Origin of the sequence: Streptomyces liliifuscus, assembly GCF_016598615.1 — a bacterium.
GTDB lineage: Bacteria > Actinomycetota > Actinomycetes > Streptomycetales > Streptomycetaceae > Streptomyces > Streptomyces liliifuscus.
In genome coordinates this window covers 1823598-1841681 of record NZ_CP066831.1, presented here as the reverse complement: position 1 = coordinate 1841681, position 18084 = coordinate 1823598, and the positions used below count along the sequence as shown (strand labels likewise).

The following is an 18084-nucleotide window of genomic DNA, read 5'->3' as shown; positions in this document are numbered from 1 at the left end:
GTGCCCGTGTCCGTGCGGCCCACGGGCCACCGGGTACGTGGGAGGTCGTCGAGCCATGGCACGCAACGGAATTGAGAAGACAGGTGAACATCATGGCCCTCGGACTGCTTCGGCGTCGGCGTTCCAGGGACGCCTCCGCCGCCGCGGCGGGCCTCACAATGCCCCTGCCGCCCGGCGCGGGCGCGGTCGGCTGCGAGGTCGCGGACCCCATGGGGCAGCCCATGGGCGGCGCCGACGTCACGATCACCGCGCTCGACTCCCATCGCGTCGCGGCCCGCGGCACCACCGACCCGTACGGCTTCTTCATGGCCGTGCTGCCGCCCGGCGGCTACAGCATGATGGTCATGGCCGAGGGACTCTCCCCGGTCCGCGAGACCGTCGAGATCGTCGCCGGTGTCACCCTCCCCACCCTGTACGCCCGCCTGGAGCCGGCCCGTCAGCTCGATCTGCCGCCGGCCGGCACCTGGCTCTTCGACCCGCCCCACACGGCGATCCGCTTCATCGCCAAGCACGTCGGAATGGCCAACGTCCACGGCCGCTTCGAGCGCTTCGACGGCGGCATCCAGATCGTTCAGGACATCACCGAGTCCCGGGTCCATGTCCGCATCGACGCGGCGAGCATCACGACCGGCAACACGACCCGCGACAACCACCTCCGGTCGGCGGACTTCCTGGATGTCGAGCGGTTCCCGTTCATCGACTTCCACAGCACGCGGTTCGCGTACCGCGGCGGCAGCAAGTGGGTCCTTCAGGGCTCGCTGACGATGCACGGGGTGAGCCGCTCGGTGGCCCTGGACACGACGTACCTCGGCACGGTGAACGGCGGTTACGGCGAGGAGCTGCGCTGTGCGGCCCTGGCCAAGGCCGAACTGCACCGGGAGGACTACACGCTCAACTGGCGAAGCATGCTGGCACGCGGCATCGCGGTGGTCGGTCCCACGATCCAGCTCGAACTGGACGTCCAGGCGATGTACCGCACGCACGACACGCCCACGCCGCCGGAGTAGCGGGCCCTTTCCGGACTCACCGCCCGATCGAGTTGAGGGCGTCGAGCAGCCGGGGGCTGGCCGGGGAGCCCTCGTCGGGCGGTCCGGCCGTGCGGTGGAGTTCGCCGTCGACGATCTCGTAGTGCCCGATGGCCTCGATCGGCGGCGAGTAGACGTGGACGGTCACGGCTCCGGCGTCGTGGTCCATCCGGTGGACGCCCGAACCCGGGAACGAGAACGACTCGCCGGGCCCGTACCGGCGGGCGCGGCGCGGGCCGCCCACCGGCAGCCCCTCCTGCCAGGCGGCGCCCTCGATCACGTGCACGCCGACGCAGGATCCCTGGTGGTCGTGGTAGCCGGTGTCGCGCGACTGCCACCAAGTGTTCAGCCACGCCTCGGAGTTATCGTTCCGCCACAGCAGCAGATACGAGCCGGGGCCGGAGCGGTCGAGCGCGGCGGTGTCGACGAACGCCGCCGCCCGGCGGGCCCGGTCCGCGCACTCCTCGGGCCTGAACGGCCGTTCGGACGCGCCGAGTTCGGCGAGCGCGGTCGTGTCGATCGGGGTCGGGTTCATGGTCATCCCCCTTGTGCCGGTTGCGAGTTGGACGACGGTCACGGGTGGCCGCTGCGTGATGCCGTGGGGCGCGGTCAGTCCTTTCCGGTGAGCAGGCGGCGTGGATTGGTGATGCGGAAGGCGTACGCGGTGGCCCCGCCCAGACCGAAGCCGGGCTGCTGCGGCGGTTCCGCGTAGGGCCGGTCCGAGCCCATCACGACCACGTCGGTACCGAGGACGCGGACGACCGAGTCGACGGCACGCGGACCGTACGAGGACGTCTCGACGAACACGTCGGGATCGACCCCGCCGCGCCCCTCGTCCCCGCCACGGGCGGCGAAGCGCTCCCCGTGCAGCGGGGCGAGCCCGGCCAGCAGCGCGAAGCACACCCGCAGCCGGGGATGACGAGGCCTGCCGAACGCCCGGAAGGCGAACCACGCGGAGTGCATCTGCTGCACGTACGGCACCATCGCGGGCCACCAGCCGGGCCCCGGGGAGGCGCCGGGCGCCGGGCCGGGGTGGACGAACAGCGGGAGGCCGCGCGCTTCGAGCAGATCGAGCAGCGGGGCACAGCGCGCGTACCCGGCCGCGTCGGCGAGGGCGTTCGCCGGGAGCTGGAGCCCGGCGAACCCCAGGTCGAGGTCCGCGGCGGTCGCGTCGGCGTCGATGTCCCGGACGCAGGCGGCGGCCCAGGCCCCGAACGGCTCGGGCAGGCCGGCCGCGTCCTCGTGGTAGGCGGCGAGCAGCGGGCGCGCCTCGTCGGACGGCAGCCACTCCACGCCGAGCGGGGCGGACATCGAGACCAGCGCCCTGCCGAGCCCGTCGGCGGCGGCCAGTTCGGCGCGCCCGGTTACGTCGTGGTCGGCGGACGGGACCTCGTAGGGCGGTTCACCTGCCGTGTGCAGGGTCCAGCCGTCCAGGAACGGCGGCTCGTCACGCGCGCGCAGGGCCGCGAGGAACGAGGCGGTCCACAGATGCTGGTGTACGTCGACATTGGTCACGAAGGTCCTTCCACCAAAGCGTGCAGAGCGCTTCGTACCTCGTCGGAGCCCAGGACGTCATCGCTCACACTGTCCACGTCCACTCCGCAGGGCCGGTCGTCGTCCAGGCGCGGCACGAGCCCGCGGATCGCGCGGTGCAGGAGAGCGGGTCCGCGTCCCACGGTCGCCGGGGCCGCCAGGTCCACGGCCTGTGCCGCGGCCAGGGCCTCGACCGCGAGCAGCTGCCGCAGCCTGACCAGCATCGTCGTCAGCCGTCGCGCCCCGAGCGCCGCGTTGGTCGAGTCGTCCTCGACCGCGTCCGCGCCGTGCCGGGGGTCGGTGCACACGGGCGCGGACAGGGCACGGATCTCGGCGACGAGCGCCTGTGCCGTCTTGGACAGCGGCGCGAAACCCGAACGCTCCGGACCGTACGACGAGAGGTTCGCGGGCAGTCCGCTGACGGCGGGATTCAGCAGCCGCCGCATGCGCTCGGCCGATATCGCCGCGGTCTGCGTCAGCGCCAGCGCGACGGTGTCGAAGCCGAGGGCCAGGGCCGGGGTGTGGAAGTTGCCGGACGAGAGGATCTCCCCGGTGTCGGCCAGCACCACCGGGTTGTCGCCGCAGCCGTTGAGCTCGGGTTCCAGCGCGGCCCGGGCGAAGTCCAGGGCGGCGTGCAGCGCTCCGTGCACCTGGGCTGCGCAGCGCAGGCTCACGGGGTCCTGGACGCGCCTCGCGTGCAGGGGATCAGCCAGTTCGCCGCCGTCCAGCAGCGCGAGCAGTTCGCCGGCCGCCCTGGCCTGACCGGGGGCCGGACGCAGGCCCAGTACGCGGGTGTCGAGCGGGCTCGTGTTCGCTCGGAACCCCTCGAAGGTGAGGGCCGTGACCGCCTGGGCGAGGGTGAGGACGGCCGCCGCCTCGTGGAGTGCGAGGGCGCCGACGCCAGCGGCCAGCGGGCTCGCGCTGCACAGCACATGCCCGTCCTTGGGCCCCAGTTCGGCGGGGGCCAGTCCGGCCCGCCGCAGTGCCCGAGACCCGTCGAGCACCTCACCGGACACCTCTGCCCGGCCCTCGCCGATGACGACCAGGCCGACATGGGCCATCTGGCACAGGTCGGAGGCGCCGATCGACCCCACCTCGGGGATCACCGGGTGCACCCCTGAGTTGAGCATGGAGACCAGCAGCGGCACGATCTCCGGCCGCACTCCGCTGCCGCCGCCCGCGATGCCGTTCACCCGGGCCAGCAGGGCGGCGCGTACGACGGGGACAGGCAGCGGATCGCCCACCGCGTTGGCCCGGCCCCGGACCGTGCGCACGCTGAACTCGCCGAGTTCGGCCCGCGGCAGCGCGTACGACGACCGGCTGCCGAGACCCGTCGTCAGGCCGTACGTCGGCACCTCACGGTCGACCACGTCGTCGACGACCGCGCGGTCGCGCTCCAGCCGGGGCAGGACCTCCTCGGCCAACGCGACCCGGGCGCCGCGCAGGGCGACGGCGGCGACGTCGTCGCAGGCGAGGGCGCGCCCGTCGAGGACCACGGCGTCAGCCGCGACTGCCGGGGTAGGAGCGGAAAACGTACCGGTCATGAGAACCGCAGGTTCTGCCCGAGGCCACGCTCTTCGGCCTTCTTGAGCATGGCCGCGCCCAGCGCGATGTCGGACAACGAGAGGCCGCGATGCCAGAACAGGATGGTCTCGTCGTCGCGCTCACGGCCGGGCTTGTCGCCGACGACGATCTCGCACAGCTCCCCGTACAGGGTCTCCTCGCTGAGCCGCCCCGACTCGACATGCGCGCGCAGGGCACCGAACGGCCCGGACCGGCACTGGCCCCAGTCGTCGACGACGACCTTGTCCATGATGTCGGTGAGGGAGAGTTCGACCGCGCTCATCGTTCCGTACGGTACGACAAGCGCTCCCGGAGCGATCCACTCCGTCTTGAGCAGGGGCTCGGGCCGTTCCAGCCGGGACGCCTCCACGACGATGTCCGCGCCCTCGACGCACGACTTCCAGTCGTCCGTGACGGTCACGGGCTTGCCGAGATCGCGCTCCAGCCGCTCGGCGAAGGCCTCACGGCTCTCCGGACGGCGCGAGTGGACACGTATCTCGTCGAAGTCGAAGATCCGGTCGAGCAGGCGGACGTTCCAGTACGAGGTGGCGCGGGCGCCGATGTGCCCCAGCACCTTGGAGCCGGGGCGGGCCAGCTCCCGCGCCCCGAGCGCGGTGAGCGCACCGGTGCGCATCTCGGTGATGGCCGTGGCGTCGACCACCGCCACCGGCATGCCCGTACGCGGGTCGAAGAGGTTGAGCAGCGCCATCTCGGAGGGCAGCCCGGCCTTGTAGTTGCCGACGTAGTCGCCCACAATCTTGACTCCGGCCAGCCCCAGTGGCGCGATATAGCCGCGCAGGACGTTGAAATGGCCGTTGAACGAGGGATCGGGCGTGAGGTGGACCCGTGGTTCGATGACCGTCTCCCCGCGGCCCTGAGCACGCAGCCCCTGCTCGACGGCGTCGAGCACCTCGGTGTCGTCAAGTTCGAGCTGTTCGATGTCCGAGCCGTTCAGGAACGTGAACCAAACCGGGTCAAACGCCTGCATTCCGGGCACCCTTTCACTTTCTTCGGACGAACGTAACGTCCCGTTTACAAAAGGGGATTGACTGTAATTCAGCCACACACAACTCTGCATGACCATATGCAGTCGGGTAAGGGGCAGCTTTGATCAGATTCGACGCGGTGAGCAAAAACTATCCCAACGGCACGACAGCCGTGGACGAGCTGTCGCTGGAGTTGGCGGAGGGCGGCATCACGGTCCTGGTCGGCCCTTCCGGCTGCGGCAAGACCACGACTCTGCGCATGGTCAACCGCATGGTGGAGCCGACGGCCGGCACGGTGAGCCTGCGCGGCCAGAACATCCGGGAGATCGCCGCCCCGGAGCTGCGCCGGGGCATCGGCTATGTGATCCAGCACGCGGGGCTGTTCCCGCACCGCACGGTGCTGGACAACATAGCGACCGTGCCGCTGCTGCTCGGCTGGGGCAAGAAGAAGGCGCGCTCGCGGGCGGCGGAGCTGCTGGAGCTCGTGGGGCTGCCGGCCGCCATGGCCAAGCGCTATCCGTACCAGCTCTCCGGCGGACAGCAGCAGCGTGTCGGGGTGGCCAGGGCGCTGGGCGCGGACCCGCCGGTGCTGCTGATGGACGAGCCGTTCAGCGCGGTCGACCCCATCGTCCGGGGGGAGCTGCAGGCGGAGTTCATCCGGCTGCAGAAGGAACTGAACAAGACGATCGTCTTCGTCACCCATGACATCGACGAGGCGATCAAGCTCGGCGACCACATCGCGGTGCTCCGCACCGGGGGCAAGCTCGCGCAGTTCGACACCCCGGAGCGGCTGCTCGCGCATCCCGCCGACGACTTCGTGGCCGATTTCGTCGGCCAGGACCGTGGCATCCGCCGACTGTCCTTCGTCAAGGCGGCCGATCTGCCGCTGCGGGAGGGGCTGGTCCTGCCGGCCGACTCCCCGGTGGCCCGGGCCCGGGCCGCGAGCGAACCCTGGGTGCTCGTCGTCGACGGGGACCGTCGGCCGCTCGGCTGGGCCGCGGTCGCCGATCTGCCGAACGGCGGCACCCTCGCGGACGCCGCGCTGACCCCGCTCGGCCACACGTTCAGCCTGGCCGGCGACTCGGCCCGGGCCGCCCTCGACGCGGCCCTGCTGTCCCCGTCCCGGCTCGCGGTGGGCGTGGACCCCCAGGGCGCGGTAGTCGGGGTCGCGGACGCGTACGAGCTGTCCGCGGCGATGACCGGGGACGGCGCTGTCGGCGACGCGGCGGTCGAGAAGAGCACGGCCGAGGAGTCCCCGGCGGGCGGCGAGTCGGCCGACGTGGCGACCGCCGAGGACGCGGTGTCCAAGGTGCAGGTCGCCAAGGGTGACAAGGGAAGCGGCAGCGACTCCGCCGACAGCGCGGGCGCGGGCGGTGATGGGCGATGAGAGACGACGAACCCCTCATACGCTGGGACTGGATCGGCGATCACATCGGCGAGCTGGCCGACTACACCGGCGTCCATCTGCGGCTCGGACTCCTGCCGGTGCTCTTCGGACTGCTCATCTCCGTGCCACTCGGCATCCTCTGCCACCGCTGGCGGTGGATCTACCCGCCGACCCTGACCGCGGCCAACGTGCTGTACTCGATCCCGTCGCTGGCCCTGTTCATGATCTTCGTGCGCTACACGGGGCTGACCGAACGCACGGTCATGATCCCGCTGACGCTCTACACACTGTCGGTGCTCATACCCAACGTCGTGGACGGACTGGCCTCGGTCCCCGAACCGGTACGGCAGGCGGCCACCGCCATGGGATTCAGCACGGTACGCCGTGTCGTCCAGGTCGAGCTGCCGATCGCCGTACCCGTCGTCGTGGCCGGCGTCCGGGTCGCCGCCGTCTCGTCCATCAGCCTCGTCGCCGTGGGGCAGCTGATCGGACAGGGCGGCCTCGGTTACTACATCACCCGGGGACTCCAGCTCGACTTCCCGACCCCGATCATCACCGCGACCGTACTGATCATGCTGCTGGCCCTCGTCACCGACGCACTGCTCGTGCTGGCACAGCGGCTGCTCACACCATGGGCGCGTGGGAAGGGGGCGACGGCGTGAACGACTTCCTGAACCAGATCGAGCTGGTGGGCGACTGGCTGACGTCGTCCCAGCAGTGGCGCGGGGACGACGGCATCCCGAACCGGCTCGCGGAGCATCTGACGTACAGCGGCATCTCACTGGTGTTCGCCACCCTGATCGGGCTGACGTTCGGACTGCTGGTCGGGCACACCGGCCGGGGCGCGTTCGCCGTCGCGAGCGTGGCGAACCTCGCGCGGGCCATCCCCACCTTCGGTCTGGTCGTCCTCGTCGTCACGGTCGCCGGGCTGAGCACCACGCCGGTGCTGGTCGCCCTGGTCGCGCTGGCGGTCCCGCCGATCCTCATCAACACCTTCGAGGGCGTACGCGGCGTGGACCCCGACACCAGGGACGCGGCGCGCGGGATGGGCATGACCGGCTGGGAGGTCCTGCTGAAGGTCGAGGTGCCGATGGCGCTGCCGCTGATCCTGCTCGGGCTGCGGGTCGCCGCGATCCAGGTCGTGGCCACGGCGACCGTCGCCGCGTACCCCGGTCTCGGCGGTCTGGGGCGCTTCATCGTCGACGGACTCGCCCGCAACAACTACGAACTGGTCATCGGCGGCTCCGCCGTCGTCGTCATGCTGGCGCTCGTCGTCCAGGCCGTCTTCACCGCGCTGCGGCGCGTCGTCGTCTCGCCGGGGCTCCAGCCCTCGGCGACCAAGTCCTGATTTCCAGAGTTCCTGAATTCCCGAACTCCCACGCTCCTGAAGGCCCCGGGAGCTCTTGAAGGCCCGGAGAGCTCCTCTGAGGGCTCACAAGAAAGGAAACACCCATGAAAGCCATCGTCCGCGCCACCGCGTTCGGCCTCATCACCACGTTCGCCCTGACCGCCTGCGGAGGGGGCGGCGACAGCGACGACAACCCGCTGTCGGGCGGCAGCGAGGACAGCGGAGGCGGCAAATCCATCGTCGTCGGCTCGGCGAACTTCCCCGAGAACCAGCTCCTCGCCGAGATCTACGCCCAGGCCCTGGAGGACAAGGGCCTGAAAGTGACCCGCAAGTTCGACATCGGAGCCCGCGAGGTGTACTACGACCAGGTGGTCAAGGGCGGCATCGGTGTCTTCCCCGAGTACAACGGCGCGCTGCTGTCCGTCGCGGTCGACAAGAAGAGCACCGCCACCAGCACGGAGGAGATCAACGCGGAGCTGAAGGCGAAGCTCCCGAAGTCCGTGGAGATACTCGACTCCGCCGCGGCCGAGGACAAGGACTCGGTCACGGTCACCGCCGAGACCGCGGCCAAGCACAACCTCAAGACCCTGGCGGACCTGAAGCCGGTCGCGAAGGACATGACCATCGGTGCCGGTTCGGAGTTCAAGACCCGCACGCAGGGCGGTGTCGGTCTGAAGACGGTCTACGGCGTCGAGTTCGGGAAGTTCCAGCCGCTGGACGCGGGTGCCCAGAGCACCCTGCTGAAGCTGCTGAAGGACAACAAGGTGCAGGCCGCCAACCTGTACACGACCGACCCCGCCATCGTCGAGGACAAGCTGGTCGTTCTGGAGGACCCGAAGAACCTCTTCTCCTCGCAGAACGTCACCCCCCTCGTCTACAAGTCCGCGGTCGACGACAAGGCCAAGGCGGCCCTCAACGCCCTCTCGGCCAAGCTCACCACCGAGGACCTGCTGGAGATGATGAAGAAGCTCGTCAATGACAAGGAGGACGCCTCCGACGTCGCCAAGGAATGGCTGACGAACGCCGGCCTCGCCGGCTGACACCGACGGCCGCCCGGACCTTCCACACCGATAGCGGAAGGTCCGGCCCGCCGGGCGAAGAGCCGGCACGCCTGGCGAAGGCCCGGCACGCCGGCAAGGAGTCAGGCAGGGCCCGTGACGAGTCCGCGGCAGGAAGGGGGACCAAGGTGACCGACACGGACGGGACCGGCGTCGGGGCCGGCGCGCCCCAGGGGGCCGTCGAGCCCGCGCGGCTGCACCAGCTGTTCGAGGGGCGCCGGCTGACGCCCACACAGCGCCGTATCGCCCACTGTCTGGTCCGGCAGACAGCCGCCGCACCCTTCTTGTCGAGCGTGGAACTGGCTCAACTGGCCGGGGTGAGCCAGCCGTCGGTGACCCGCTTCGCGGTCGCCCTCGGCTTCGACGGATACCCGGCCCTGCGCAGGCACCTGCGGGACGTGGCACCCGCCGGGCCGACCGTGGACGCGCGGCCGGCCAACCCCTACCAGCAGGCGGTACGGGCCGAGATCCACCATCTGCTCCAACTCGCGTCCCTGCTCGCCGACGCGGGACCCGTGGAACGCGCGGGACGGCTGCTCGCCGCCTCGCGGCCCCTGCCCGTGCTCGGACTGCGTGCCTCCGCGGCCCAGGCCCGAGGCTTCGCCTACTTCGCGGCCAAGGTCCACCCGGACGTACGTCTGCTCGACGAGGGAGGCTCACGCCTCGCCGACCGCATCGACATGGCCAAGAACGCCGGAGCGAGCGCCCTCATGTGCTTCGCCCTGCCGCGCCACCCGGCCGAACTCCTCGCCGCGCTCGACCACGCCCGCGCGACGGGACTGACCGTCGTGACGATCGCCGACGGCACCTTCGCCCCGGTGGCCGCCCACAGCGACCTGCTCCTGCCGGCCGCCGTCGGCACCGACCTGGTCTTCGACACGGTGAGCGCCCCCATGCTCCTCGGCCAGGTCCTCCTGGAAGCGATGTGCGACGCCCTGCCCGACGCCCAGGCCCGCCTGGAGGAGTTCGACACACGGGCGGCCGCACGGGGCCTGTTCGTCGACTGACCGGCCCGGGCGAGCGCCGCGCGACGGGATGCTCCAGTGACACCGGTCGCGGGCGCTGTCCCGACACCGGGCACGGGCGCCGTGCCGGCCGCGGTCACCAGGCGCGTACGGTAAGGTTCACCTGCGTGTTCACGCGGAACTCCGCGACGAAGCGCATCGGGACGTGGCGCAGCTTGGTAGCGCACTTGACTGGGGGTCAAGGGGTCGCAGGTTCAAATCCTGTCGTCCCGACAGAGCGAAGGGTCTTCGCAGGCGAGAGCCTGTGAGGGCCCTTTTCGCGTGCGGGTTCGCGTGCGGGCGTTGTGCCGATGCTCAGCATCGTCGGGGGAGGGGTGAGTGCCTCTGGCTGGAACCGATCATCATCAACGTCCGATATTTCGTTCGTAGTTCGAAGTTTCGGTGCCGAAAATAGAGCCGTGTCCGAAGCGCGTCAAGACCCTTGCCGTGAACCCGCGTTGTGGGCCGCCGGCCCGACACCGCGTGCTTCCGCCGCGTTACTCAAACGTGACGTCCTCCTGTTGTCGACCCTCTTGACCGGCATGAATTGTTAGCGCTCACAATGACCTCCGCAATCACCAGCCGACTTCCAGGGAGGTACGACCATGGCGTTCGCGACGCCCCAACTCGCCTCCGTGGCACCAGTCGTGGAGCTCCCGCCCGGAGAGTTACCCGGCTCGGCGGCGGGCCGGTTGCCGTCGTTGCGGGCCGGGCCCCTCCGCACGGAGACGTCCACGGGTGTCACAGAAATCTTCCGGTATACGACCGCCAAGGAGGTGCGGCCATGGCACAATCGCAGCTTCGGCCGCCCACCATGGCCGATGTCGCGCGACTGGCGGGCGTGTCCCACCAGACTGTTTCCCGTGTTCTGGGGGATCACCCCAACGTGCGGGACGAGACTCGGGCCAGGGTGCTGCACGCGATCGAGGAAATGGGCTACCGCCGCAACTCCTCCGCACGAGCCCTGGTCACCCGGCGCACTCGGACCCTGGGTGTCGTCGCCTCCGACACGACGCTCTACGGTCCCGCCAGCACCCTCTTCGCACTCGAGGAGGCGGCGCGTGCCGAGGGCTACCTCGTCTCCACGGTCAGTCTGCGCAAACTGACCGTCGATGCGCTGTCCGAAGCCCTGGACCACCTCAGTGAGGGCGGGGTGGAGGGAGTGGTCGCCATCGCCCCGCAGCGGTCGGCGGTCGAGGCCCTCGCCGAACTCCGCCACCCGTTCCCGGTGGTGACCGTGGGCAGCGGACCGGGCGTGGGCATCCCCTGCGTCAACGTGGACCAGCTCATGGGTGCACGGCTGGCCACCGGTCATCTGCTGGCCGCCGGTCACCGTACGGTCTGGCATCTCGCCGGACCCGAGGACTGGCAGGAGGCGGCCGACCGGGCCGCCGGCTGGCGGGCGACCCTCGAACAGGCCGGTGTCGAGCCGCCGATGTCCCTGCGCGGGGACTGGAGTCCGTTGTCGGGCTACCGGGCGGGCCAGGAACTGGCCGGCTGGGTGGGCAGGGGGCTGACCGCGGTCTTCGTCGCCAACGACCAGATGGCACTGGGGGTGTTGCGGGCCCTTCGGGAAGCGGGCGTGCGCACCCCCCAGGACGTCGCGGTGGTCGGCTTCGACGACATACCGGAGTCGGAGTTCTTCGCCCCACCGCTCACCACCGTCCGGCAGGACTTCTCGGCGGTGGGCAAACGGAGCATCGCCCTGCTCCTGGACCTGATCGAGGGCCGTGACCCGGCCGGGACACCCCGGTTCGCCATCGAGCCCCAACTCGTGGTCCGCGCAAGCACTTTCCCGTACACCGCGGACCCGGGCGCAGCCCCCACCTGACACCGCGCACAGCACCCGACGGCCGATTTTCACCGCATCCGTATGGCCGATATGTCGAACAATGATCGACAGGCTGGACGAGGGCAGCCTGTCCCGGCGAGTAGCACGGCGTACCAGCAGGTCCCCCAGGGACCGGCTCTTCAAAGGAGAAGACACATGCTCAACAGAAGGAACTTCCTCACCGCGGCGGTCGGCGTGGCGGCGGCGGGCGGCCTGGCGGCCTGCGCCAAGGAGGACGAGGGCGGCTCGAGTTCCTCCGCCGGCGGCAGCGGTGGCAAGAAGATCACCCTCGGCTTCGCACAGGTCGGCTCGGAGAGCGGCTGGCGTACCGCCAACACCAAGTCGGTGAAGGAGGCGGCCAAGGAGGCCGGCTACAACCTCAAGTTCTCCGACGCCCAGCAGAAGCAGGAGAACCAGATCTCGGCGATCCGCAGCTACATCGCGCAGAAGGTGAACGTCATAGCCTTCTCGCCGGTGGTCGTCACGGGCTGGGACGCGGTGCTCAAGGAGGCCAAGTCCGCCAAGATCCCGGTCATCCTCACCGACCGCTCCATCGAGACCTCCGACGACTCCCTGTACGTGTCCTTCATCGGCTCCGACTTCACCGACGAGGGCCGGCGCGCGGCCAAGATGCTGGAGAAGGTCCTCGAGAAGGCCGGCCACAAGGGCGCGGTGAAGATCGCACAGCTGGAGGGCACCACCGGTGCCGCCCCCGCGATCGAGCGCGCCAAGGGCTTCAAGGAGATCATGGATGCCGATCACAAGGACGACTGGAAGGTCGTCGTCAGCCAGACCGGCGACTTCACCCGGGCCGGCGGCAAGCAGGTCATGGCGGCCTTCCTGCAGTCCAACCCGGACATCAACGTCCTCTACGCGCACAACGACGACATGGCCCTCGGCGCCATCCAGTCCATCGAGGCGGCCGGCAAGAAGCCCGGCAAGGACATCCTGATCGTCTCGGTCGACGGCGTGAAGGACGGCTTCGTCGCGATGTCCGAGGGCAAGATCAACGGCATCGTCGAGTGCAACCCGCTGCTCGGCCCCCAGCTGATGGAGCTCGTGAAGCAGGTCAACGACGGCGAGACGGTCGAGCGCCGGATCAAGACCAAGGAGGGCGACTTCCTGCAGGAGCAGGCCAAGGACGCGCTCCCGACCCGCAAGTACTGACCCAGGGGCGCCTCCCGCAGGTACTGACCCACGGGCGCTGACCCCGCAGGTACCGACCTACGGGTGCCGATCCGCAGTCACTGATCCGCGGGTGCCGATCCGCACGTACGGATCCGCAGGTATGGATCCGCGGGTGTCGACCCGCACGTACCGACCGACCGCACCCACCGCCAGGGAGCCTCCGTCCGGCCGAAGACCTCGGCTCAGGGGGCTCCCTGCGGGCCTGAACGAAATCCATGAGGAGCGCTGCCATGGCAGAGCCGCTGCCCGTCCTGGAGATGACGGGCATAGTCAAAGAGTTTCCGGGGGTACGGGCTCTGTCGGGTGTCGACTTCCGGCTCTTCCCCGGCGAGATCCACGCCCTGCTCGGCGAGAACGGCGCCGGAAAGTCCACTCTCATCAAGGTGCTGACCGGGGTCCACCCCCTGGACGGCGGCACCATCACCCTCAGCGGCACGACCGTACGGTTCGCCAGCCCGTCGCAGGCGCAGCAGGCCGGCGTCAGCACGGTCTATCAGGAGGTCAACCTCTGCCCCAATCTGTCGGTGGCGGAGAACATCTTCATCGGACGCGAACCCACCCGCTTCGGCCGCATCCAGTGGAAGCGGCTGCGTCGGGAGGCCGCCGAGCTGGTCGACCGGCTCGGCCTCGACATCGACGTCACCGCGCCCCTGTCCTCGTACCCGCTGGCCGTGCAGCAACTGGTCGCGATCGTACGGTCGGTGGGCACCGGGGACGCCGACGGCCAGGGGGCGGGCACCAAGGTGCTCATCCTCGACGAGCCGACCTCCAGCCTCGACCGCGACGAGGTCCTCGAACTCTTCGCCCTGATGCGGCGGTTGAAGGACGAGGGCGTCGCGATCCTCTTCGTGTCGCACTTCCTCGACCAGATCTACGAGGTCTGCGACCGGATGACCGTCCTGCGCAACGGCGCCCTGGTCGGCGAGCACATGGTCCGCGACCTCGACCAGGTCGGCCTCGTCCAGCTGATGATCGGCAAGGCCCTCGACCAGCTGGAGGAGCTGCACGACCAGCAACTCCACTCCGACGTGGGCGAACCGCTGCTCCAGGCCGACGGCCTCGGCCGCGTCGGCGGCATCGCCCCCTTCGACCTGGAGATCAAGAAGGGCGAGGTCATCGGACTCGCCGGACTCCTCGGATCCGGCCGCACCGAACTCGCCCGGCTGCTCTTCGGCGCCGACCACCCCGACAGCGGGCGGCTGACCATCGGCGGCAAGCAGGTCTCGATGAGTGCCCCGAACGACGCGATCGCCGCGGGCGTCGCGTTCTGCTCGGAGAACCGCAAGACCGAGGGCCTCGTACCGGACCTGACGGTGCGGGAGAACATCATCCTCGCCCTGCAGGCCACCCGCGGCTGGACCCGGCCCATCCCGGTCGCCCAGCGCGACGAACTCGTCGCCAAGTACATCAAGGCCCTGGACATCAGGCCCGCCAACCCCGAGGCCAGGGTCGGCCAGCTCAGCGGCGGCAACCAGCAGAAGGTGCTGCTCGCCCGCTGGCTGATCACCCAGCCGAAACTGCTGATCCTGGACGAGCCGACGCGCGGCATCGACATCGGCGCGAAGGCCGAGATCCAGAAGCTCGTGGTCTCGCTCTCCGAGGAGGGCATGGCCGTGCTGTACATCGCGGCTGAGCTGGAGGAGGTCCTGCGGCTCAGCCACACCATCGGAGTGCTGCGCGACCGCAAGCTGGTGGCGCAGCTCGTCAACGGGCCCGAGATCACCACCACCCGGATCCTGGAGACCATCGCGAGCGGAGAGCACCAGTGACCACCACTCCCCGATGGCGAGCGCTGACGCACCATCACCTGTTCTGGCCGGTCGCCGTGCTGGTCATCCTGCTGCTCGTCAACGTTCCCTTCACACCCGACTTCTTCGCCATCAAGATGACGGACGGCCACCTCTACGGCAGCCTCGTCTCGATCGTCCTGTTCGGCTCGCCCCTCATCCTGGTCGCGGTCGGCATGACCCTGGTCATCGCCACCGGCGGCATCGACCTCTCCGTCGGCGCAGTGGTCGCCATCACCGGCGCCCTGACCTGTTCGTACATCAGCGACCAGGCCGACCAGAGCGCCCTGTCCGGGGTGTTCCTGGCCCTGGGGATCGGGCTGGCGGCCGCCATCGTCTGCGGCCTCTGGAACGGCTTCCTGGTCGCCCGGATGGGCATCCAGCCGATCATCGCCACGCTGATCATCATGGTCGCCGGCCGCGGTGTCGCCCAGCTCATCACCGACGGGCAGATCATCACCGTCAACAGCGAGCCGTACAAGCTGATCGGCGGCGGCTACTGGCTGACTCTGCCCTTCTCCATCTTCATCGTGGCCGCCGTCGTCGCCGTCACCGTGGCCCTGACCCGCAAGACGGCCCTCGGCCTCCTCGTCGAGTCCGTCGGCGGCAACGCCGAGGCCAGCCGTCTGGTCGGTATCAGGTCCATGCGGATCAAGATCATGGTGTACGTGTTCTGCGCGCTGTGCGCCGGTATCGCGGGCCTGATGATCAGCTCCAACACCTCGGCCGCGGACGGCAACAACGCCGGTCTGTGGATCGAGCTCGACGCGATCCTCGCCGTGGTCATCGGCGGTACGTCGCTGCTCGGCGGCCGGTTCTCCATCGGCGGCACGGTCGTCGGCGCCCTCGTCATCCAGACCCTGACCACCACGATCTACACCATCGGCGTGCCGACCCAGACCAACCTGGTCTTCAAGGCCGCCGTCGTCATCATCGTCTGCCTGATGCAGTCGCCGAAGTTCCGCGCCAAGGTGTTCGGCGCGAAGCGCGGCGGCAAGCAGACCGCGGCACCGGCACCGGCGGAGACCGCCCCGGCGGCCGAGGCCTCTCCCAAGATGGAGGTGTCGTGATGAGCACGACCACCCAGCGGCCGACCGTGGCGGACAGCCGCACGGCAGGCAAGGCCGCGCGCGTACTCGGCGACCGGCGACTTCCCGTCCTGGTGACGGCCGGTCTCTTCCTCGTGATGTACGGCATCGGCCTGAGCCGGTACCAGAACTACGGGTTCGCCGAAGCACAGGTCTTCCTGAACCTGTTCATCGACAACAGCTATCTGCTGGTCGCGGCCGTCGGCGCCACCTTCGTCATCCTGTCCGGCGGCATCGACCTCTCCGTCGGCTCGGTCATCGGCTTCACGACCATGTTCACAGCATGGCTGGTGGAACGTCAGGGACTGCCGATCGTGGTGGTGATACCCATGGCACTCGCCGTGGGTGCCTTCGGCGGCTTCCTGATGGGCTATGTGATCCAGAACTTCGAGATCCAGCCCTTCATCGTGACCCTCGCCGGCCTCTTCCTCTTCCGGGGCCTGTGCCTGGTCATCAGCAAGGAGTCCATCTCCATCGGCGACTCCTCCGTGAGCAGCATGGCCCAGACCCAGGTGTCACTGGGCGGGGCCTTCCTCTCCATCGGGGCCATCGTGGCGCTGGTGGTACTGGCCGCGGCGTTCTACGTCCTGCACTACACGCGCTTCGGACGCCGGGTGTACGCCATCGGCGGCAACGAGCAGTCGGCCCTGCTGATGGGGCTTCCGCAGGGCGGCACCAAGATCGCCGTCTACACGATGAGCGGTTTCTGCTCGGCGCTCGCGGGTCTCCTGTTCACCCTCTACATCCAGTCCGGCGACCCGCTGCACGCCACCGGCATGGAGCTCGACGCCATCGCCGCGGTCGTCATCGGCGGCACGCTCCTCACCGGCGGCTCCGGCTATGTGATCGGCACCCTCTTCGGCGTCCTCGTCCTCGGCCTCATCAAGAGCCTCATCCAGTTCGAGGGCACACTGAGCTCGTGGTGGACGAAGATCGCAACGGGTGTACTCCTGTGCGCGTTCATCCTGATCCAACGAGCGATGACGAGCCGCAAGAAAGCCGTGGCGGGGGGAAGTTGACGGCTCCCTTCCGTCCGCGGCGCGGCGAGGGGCCACCTCAAGGGAGGTGGCCCCTCGCCGCTTGCCGTTGCCAACAGGGCTGCGGATACGGTGAGTTCGGTCAGGGTCTCAGGCCCGCAGCCCGTTCAGCAGCCGGTCCAGGGCCTGTTCGGTCCGAGCCTGCGCCTCCGGGTCCGTCACGCGGGCCAGCCACAGCGCGGCCTCGTTCATGGCTCCCGACAGCAGACGGGCCAGCGGTTCCACCGGCTGCTCGATGATGACCCCGGCCTCCACCAAGGCCTCCAGCGCCTCGCCCAGATGCCGGGCGGAGGACTCCTCGTCCATGGCCCGCCACTCGTCCCAGCCGAGCGCGGTCGGGGCGTCCACCAGCAGGATCCGGCGCACGGCCGGGTCGGACCCGGCGGCCAGGAAGGTCCGGCAACCGGCCCGTAGCCGCTCCCACGGGTCGTCGTACCGCTCGGCGGACTCCGCGACCCTCTCGCCGAGTTCGCGCTGCACCTCGGCGACCACGGCCCGGAAGAGCCCCGCCTTGCTCTCGAAGTGGTGGTAGGCCGCGCCCTTCGTGACCCCGACGGCCCGGGCCACCTCCGCGAGCACCACGTCGTGGTAGCCGTCGGCGGAGAACCGCCGACGCCCCTCGGCCAACAGCGCCCGCCGGGTCGCCGCCCGCTGCTCGGCCCTCGTGACAGCCATCCGCGCTCCACCTCATCGAGTTCGCATACCCCGGGTATGCTAACGTTCTTTTTCACATACCCCGGGTATGTGAAACGGGGTGTGCGAGCGGAGGAGAGCTGTCATGAAAGAGAGAGATGCCATGAAGACCCGGCTCAGCGGCTTCTACCCGGTGATCGCCACCCGTGACGTCGCCGCGTCGCGCGACTTCTACGTCCGTCACTTCGGGTTCGAGGCGACCTTCGAGGCCGACTGGTACGTGAGCCTCAGGCACACCGAGGCCCCGCAGTACGAACTCGCACTGCTCGACCACACCCACCCGACCCTCCCCGAAGGGCATCGCGTCCCCGTCCGGGGCGGGCTCCTGCTCAACTTCGAGGTCGAGGACGCCGACGCCGAACACCGGCGACTGGTCGAGGAGGCGGGCCTGCCCGTGCTCCTCACGCTGCGCACGGAGGAGTTCGGGCAGCGTCACTTCATCGTCGGGGCACCCGACGGCGTCATGGTCGACGTCATCACGAACGTCCCGGCCACCGGTGAGTACGCGGCCCAGTACGTTTCCGGCCGAGCCGAATAGAGGCGCCCGGGGCCAAGA

17 protein-coding genes and 1 tRNA gene are annotated in these 18084 nt (G+C 69.7%); 13 read left to right on the top strand and 5 right to left on the bottom strand.

Annotated elements, in window-relative coordinates; translation table 11 throughout:
- Positions 1–92: 92 nt before the first annotated feature.
- Positions 93–1007, top strand: a complete 915-nt coding sequence (locus JEQ17_RS07970; protein WP_200394553.1) for a YceI family protein — start codon at positions 93–95, stop codon at positions 1005–1007.
- 16 nt (positions 1008–1023) lie between these two features.
- On the opposite strand, the gene JEQ17_RS07965 is transcribed toward JEQ17_RS07970, so the two are convergent.
- From JEQ17_RS07965 to JEQ17_RS07950, 4 genes are all read right to left on the bottom strand, one after another.
- A complete protein-coding gene (locus JEQ17_RS07965; protein ID WP_200394552.1) occupies positions 1024–1560 on the bottom strand; it encodes a cupin domain-containing protein in 537 nt (178 codons plus the stop codon).
- 74 nt (positions 1561–1634) lie between these two features.
- Positions 1635–2540 (bottom strand): amidohydrolase family protein, encoded by a 906-nt coding sequence (locus tag JEQ17_RS07960; RefSeq protein WP_200394551.1) that lies wholly within the window; start codon positions 2538–2540, stop codon positions 1635–1637.
- Entirely contained in the window at positions 2537–4102 is a 1566-nt protein-coding gene (locus JEQ17_RS07955) for an HAL/PAL/TAL family ammonia-lyase (protein ID WP_200394550.1), read from the bottom strand. Before JEQ17_RS07955 ends, JEQ17_RS07960 begins: the two co-directional genes overlap by 4 nt.
- Positions 4099–5109, bottom strand: a complete 1011-nt coding sequence (locus JEQ17_RS07950) for an ornithine cyclodeaminase family protein (protein ID WP_200394549.1) — start codon at positions 5107–5109, stop codon at positions 4099–4101. Before JEQ17_RS07950 ends, JEQ17_RS07955 begins: the two co-directional genes overlap by 4 nt.
- 119 nt (positions 5110–5228) lie before the next feature.
- Between JEQ17_RS07950 and JEQ17_RS07945 the strand changes: the two genes are divergently transcribed.
- From JEQ17_RS07945 to yjfF, 11 genes are all read left to right on the top strand, one after another.
- Positions 5229–6494, top strand: a complete 1266-nt coding sequence (locus tag JEQ17_RS07945) for an ABC transporter ATP-binding protein (protein WP_200394548.1) — start codon at positions 5229–5231, stop codon at positions 6492–6494.
- A complete protein-coding gene (locus tag JEQ17_RS07940) occupies positions 6491–7156 on the top strand; it encodes an ABC transporter permease (protein ID WP_200394547.1) in 666 nt (221 codons plus the stop codon). The genes JEQ17_RS07945 and JEQ17_RS07940 overlap by 4 nt, the downstream gene beginning before the upstream one ends.
- Positions 7153–7842 carry an ABC transporter permease gene (locus tag JEQ17_RS07935; RefSeq protein WP_200394546.1) on the top strand — a complete coding sequence of 230 codons (690 nt, stop codon included), beginning with the start codon at positions 7153–7155 and terminating at the stop codon, positions 7840–7842. Before JEQ17_RS07940 ends, JEQ17_RS07935 begins: the two co-directional genes overlap by 4 nt.
- Before the next feature lie 113 nt (positions 7843–7955).
- Positions 7956–8882, top strand: coding sequence for an ABC transporter substrate-binding protein (locus tag JEQ17_RS07930; RefSeq protein WP_200401376.1), 927 nt, complete (start codon positions 7956–7958; stop codon positions 8880–8882).
- A 146-nt stretch (positions 8883–9028) separates the two neighbouring features.
- Positions 9029–9907 carry a MurR/RpiR family transcriptional regulator gene (locus JEQ17_RS07925; protein WP_200394545.1) on the top strand — a complete coding sequence of 293 codons (879 nt, stop codon included), beginning with the start codon at positions 9029–9031 and terminating at the stop codon, positions 9905–9907.
- 157 nt (positions 9908–10064) lie between these two features.
- Positions 10065–10138 (top strand) — tRNA-Pro (locus tag JEQ17_RS07920).
- A gap of 550 nt (positions 10139–10688) precedes the next feature.
- On the top strand, positions 10689–11735 hold the full coding sequence (locus JEQ17_RS07915) for a LacI family DNA-binding transcriptional regulator (protein WP_200394544.1): 1047 nt from the start codon (positions 10689–10691) through the stop codon (positions 11733–11735).
- A gap of 156 nt (positions 11736–11891) precedes the next feature.
- The gene (locus tag JEQ17_RS07910; RefSeq protein WP_200394543.1) at positions 11892–12902 is read left to right on the top strand and encodes an ABC transporter substrate-binding protein; all 1011 of its coding nucleotides are present in this window, start codon (positions 11892–11894) and stop codon (positions 12900–12902) included.
- Positions 12903–13153: 251 nt separating this feature from the next.
- The gene (locus JEQ17_RS07905; RefSeq protein ID WP_200394542.1) at positions 13154–14692 is read left to right on the top strand and encodes a sugar ABC transporter ATP-binding protein; all 1539 of its coding nucleotides are present in this window, start codon (positions 13154–13156) and stop codon (positions 14690–14692) included.
- Complete coding sequence (locus JEQ17_RS07900; RefSeq protein WP_200394541.1) at positions 14689–15780, top strand: ABC transporter permease; 1092 nt, start codon at positions 14689–14691, stop codon at positions 15778–15780. Before JEQ17_RS07905 ends, JEQ17_RS07900 begins: the two co-directional genes overlap by 4 nt.
- Complete coding sequence (gene yjfF / locus JEQ17_RS07895; RefSeq protein WP_200394540.1) at positions 15780–16817, top strand: galactofuranose ABC transporter, permease protein YjfF; 1038 nt, start codon at positions 15780–15782, stop codon at positions 16815–16817. The genes JEQ17_RS07900 and yjfF overlap by 1 nt, the downstream gene beginning before the upstream one ends.
- Positions 16818–16925: 108 nt before the next feature.
- Here the strand turns inward: yjfF and JEQ17_RS07890 are convergent, their stop codons facing one another.
- Positions 16926–17510 carry a TetR/AcrR family transcriptional regulator gene (locus tag JEQ17_RS07890; RefSeq protein WP_200394539.1) on the bottom strand — a complete coding sequence of 195 codons (585 nt, stop codon included), beginning with the start codon at positions 17508–17510 and terminating at the stop codon, positions 16926–16928.
- Between the two features lie 103 nt (positions 17511–17613).
- On the opposite strand from JEQ17_RS07890, the gene JEQ17_RS07885 reads away from it, so the two are divergent.
- Positions 17614–18066, top strand: coding sequence for a VOC family protein (locus JEQ17_RS07885; protein ID WP_234048118.1), 453 nt, complete (start codon positions 17614–17616; stop codon positions 18064–18066).
- The last annotated feature ends 18 nt before the right edge of the window (positions 18067–18084 follow it).

What these genes read in the sequence shown, in the direction of transcription:
- JEQ17_RS07890 (WP_200394539.1), bottom strand. Translation starts at nt 17,510, where the DNA reads ATGGCTGTCACGAGGGCCGAGCAGCGGGCGGCGACCCGGCGGGCGCTG.
- JEQ17_RS07970 (WP_200394553.1), top strand. Translation starts at nt 93, where the DNA reads ATGGCCCTCGGACTGCTTCGGCGTCGGCGTTCCAGGGACGCCTCCGCC.
- JEQ17_RS07940 (WP_200394547.1), top strand. Translation starts at nt 6,491, where the DNA reads ATGAGAGACGACGAACCCCTCATACGCTGGGACTGGATCGGCGATCAC.
- JEQ17_RS07955 (WP_200394550.1), bottom strand. Translation starts at nt 4,102, where the DNA reads ATGACCGGTACGTTTTCCGCTCCTACCCCGGCAGTCGCGGCTGACGCC.
- JEQ17_RS07950 (WP_200394549.1), bottom strand. Translation starts at nt 5,109, where the DNA reads ATGCAGGCGTTTGACCCGGTTTGGTTCACGTTCCTGAACGGCTCGGAC.
- JEQ17_RS07965 (WP_200394552.1), bottom strand. Translation starts at nt 1,560, where the DNA reads ATGAACCCGACCCCGATCGACACGACCGCGCTCGCCGAACTCGGCGCG.
- JEQ17_RS07885 (WP_234048118.1), top strand. Translation starts at nt 17,614, where the DNA reads ATGAAAGAGAGAGATGCCATGAAGACCCGGCTCAGCGGCTTCTACCCG.
- yjfF (WP_200394540.1), top strand. Translation starts at nt 15,780, where the DNA reads ATGAGCACGACCACCCAGCGGCCGACCGTGGCGGACAGCCGCACGGCA.
- JEQ17_RS07915 (WP_200394544.1), top strand. Translation starts at nt 10,689, where the DNA reads ATGGCACAATCGCAGCTTCGGCCGCCCACCATGGCCGATGTCGCGCGA.
- JEQ17_RS07905 (WP_200394542.1), top strand. Translation starts at nt 13,154, where the DNA reads ATGGCAGAGCCGCTGCCCGTCCTGGAGATGACGGGCATAGTCAAAGAG.
- JEQ17_RS07910 (WP_200394543.1), top strand. Translation starts at nt 11,892, where the DNA reads ATGCTCAACAGAAGGAACTTCCTCACCGCGGCGGTCGGCGTGGCGGCG.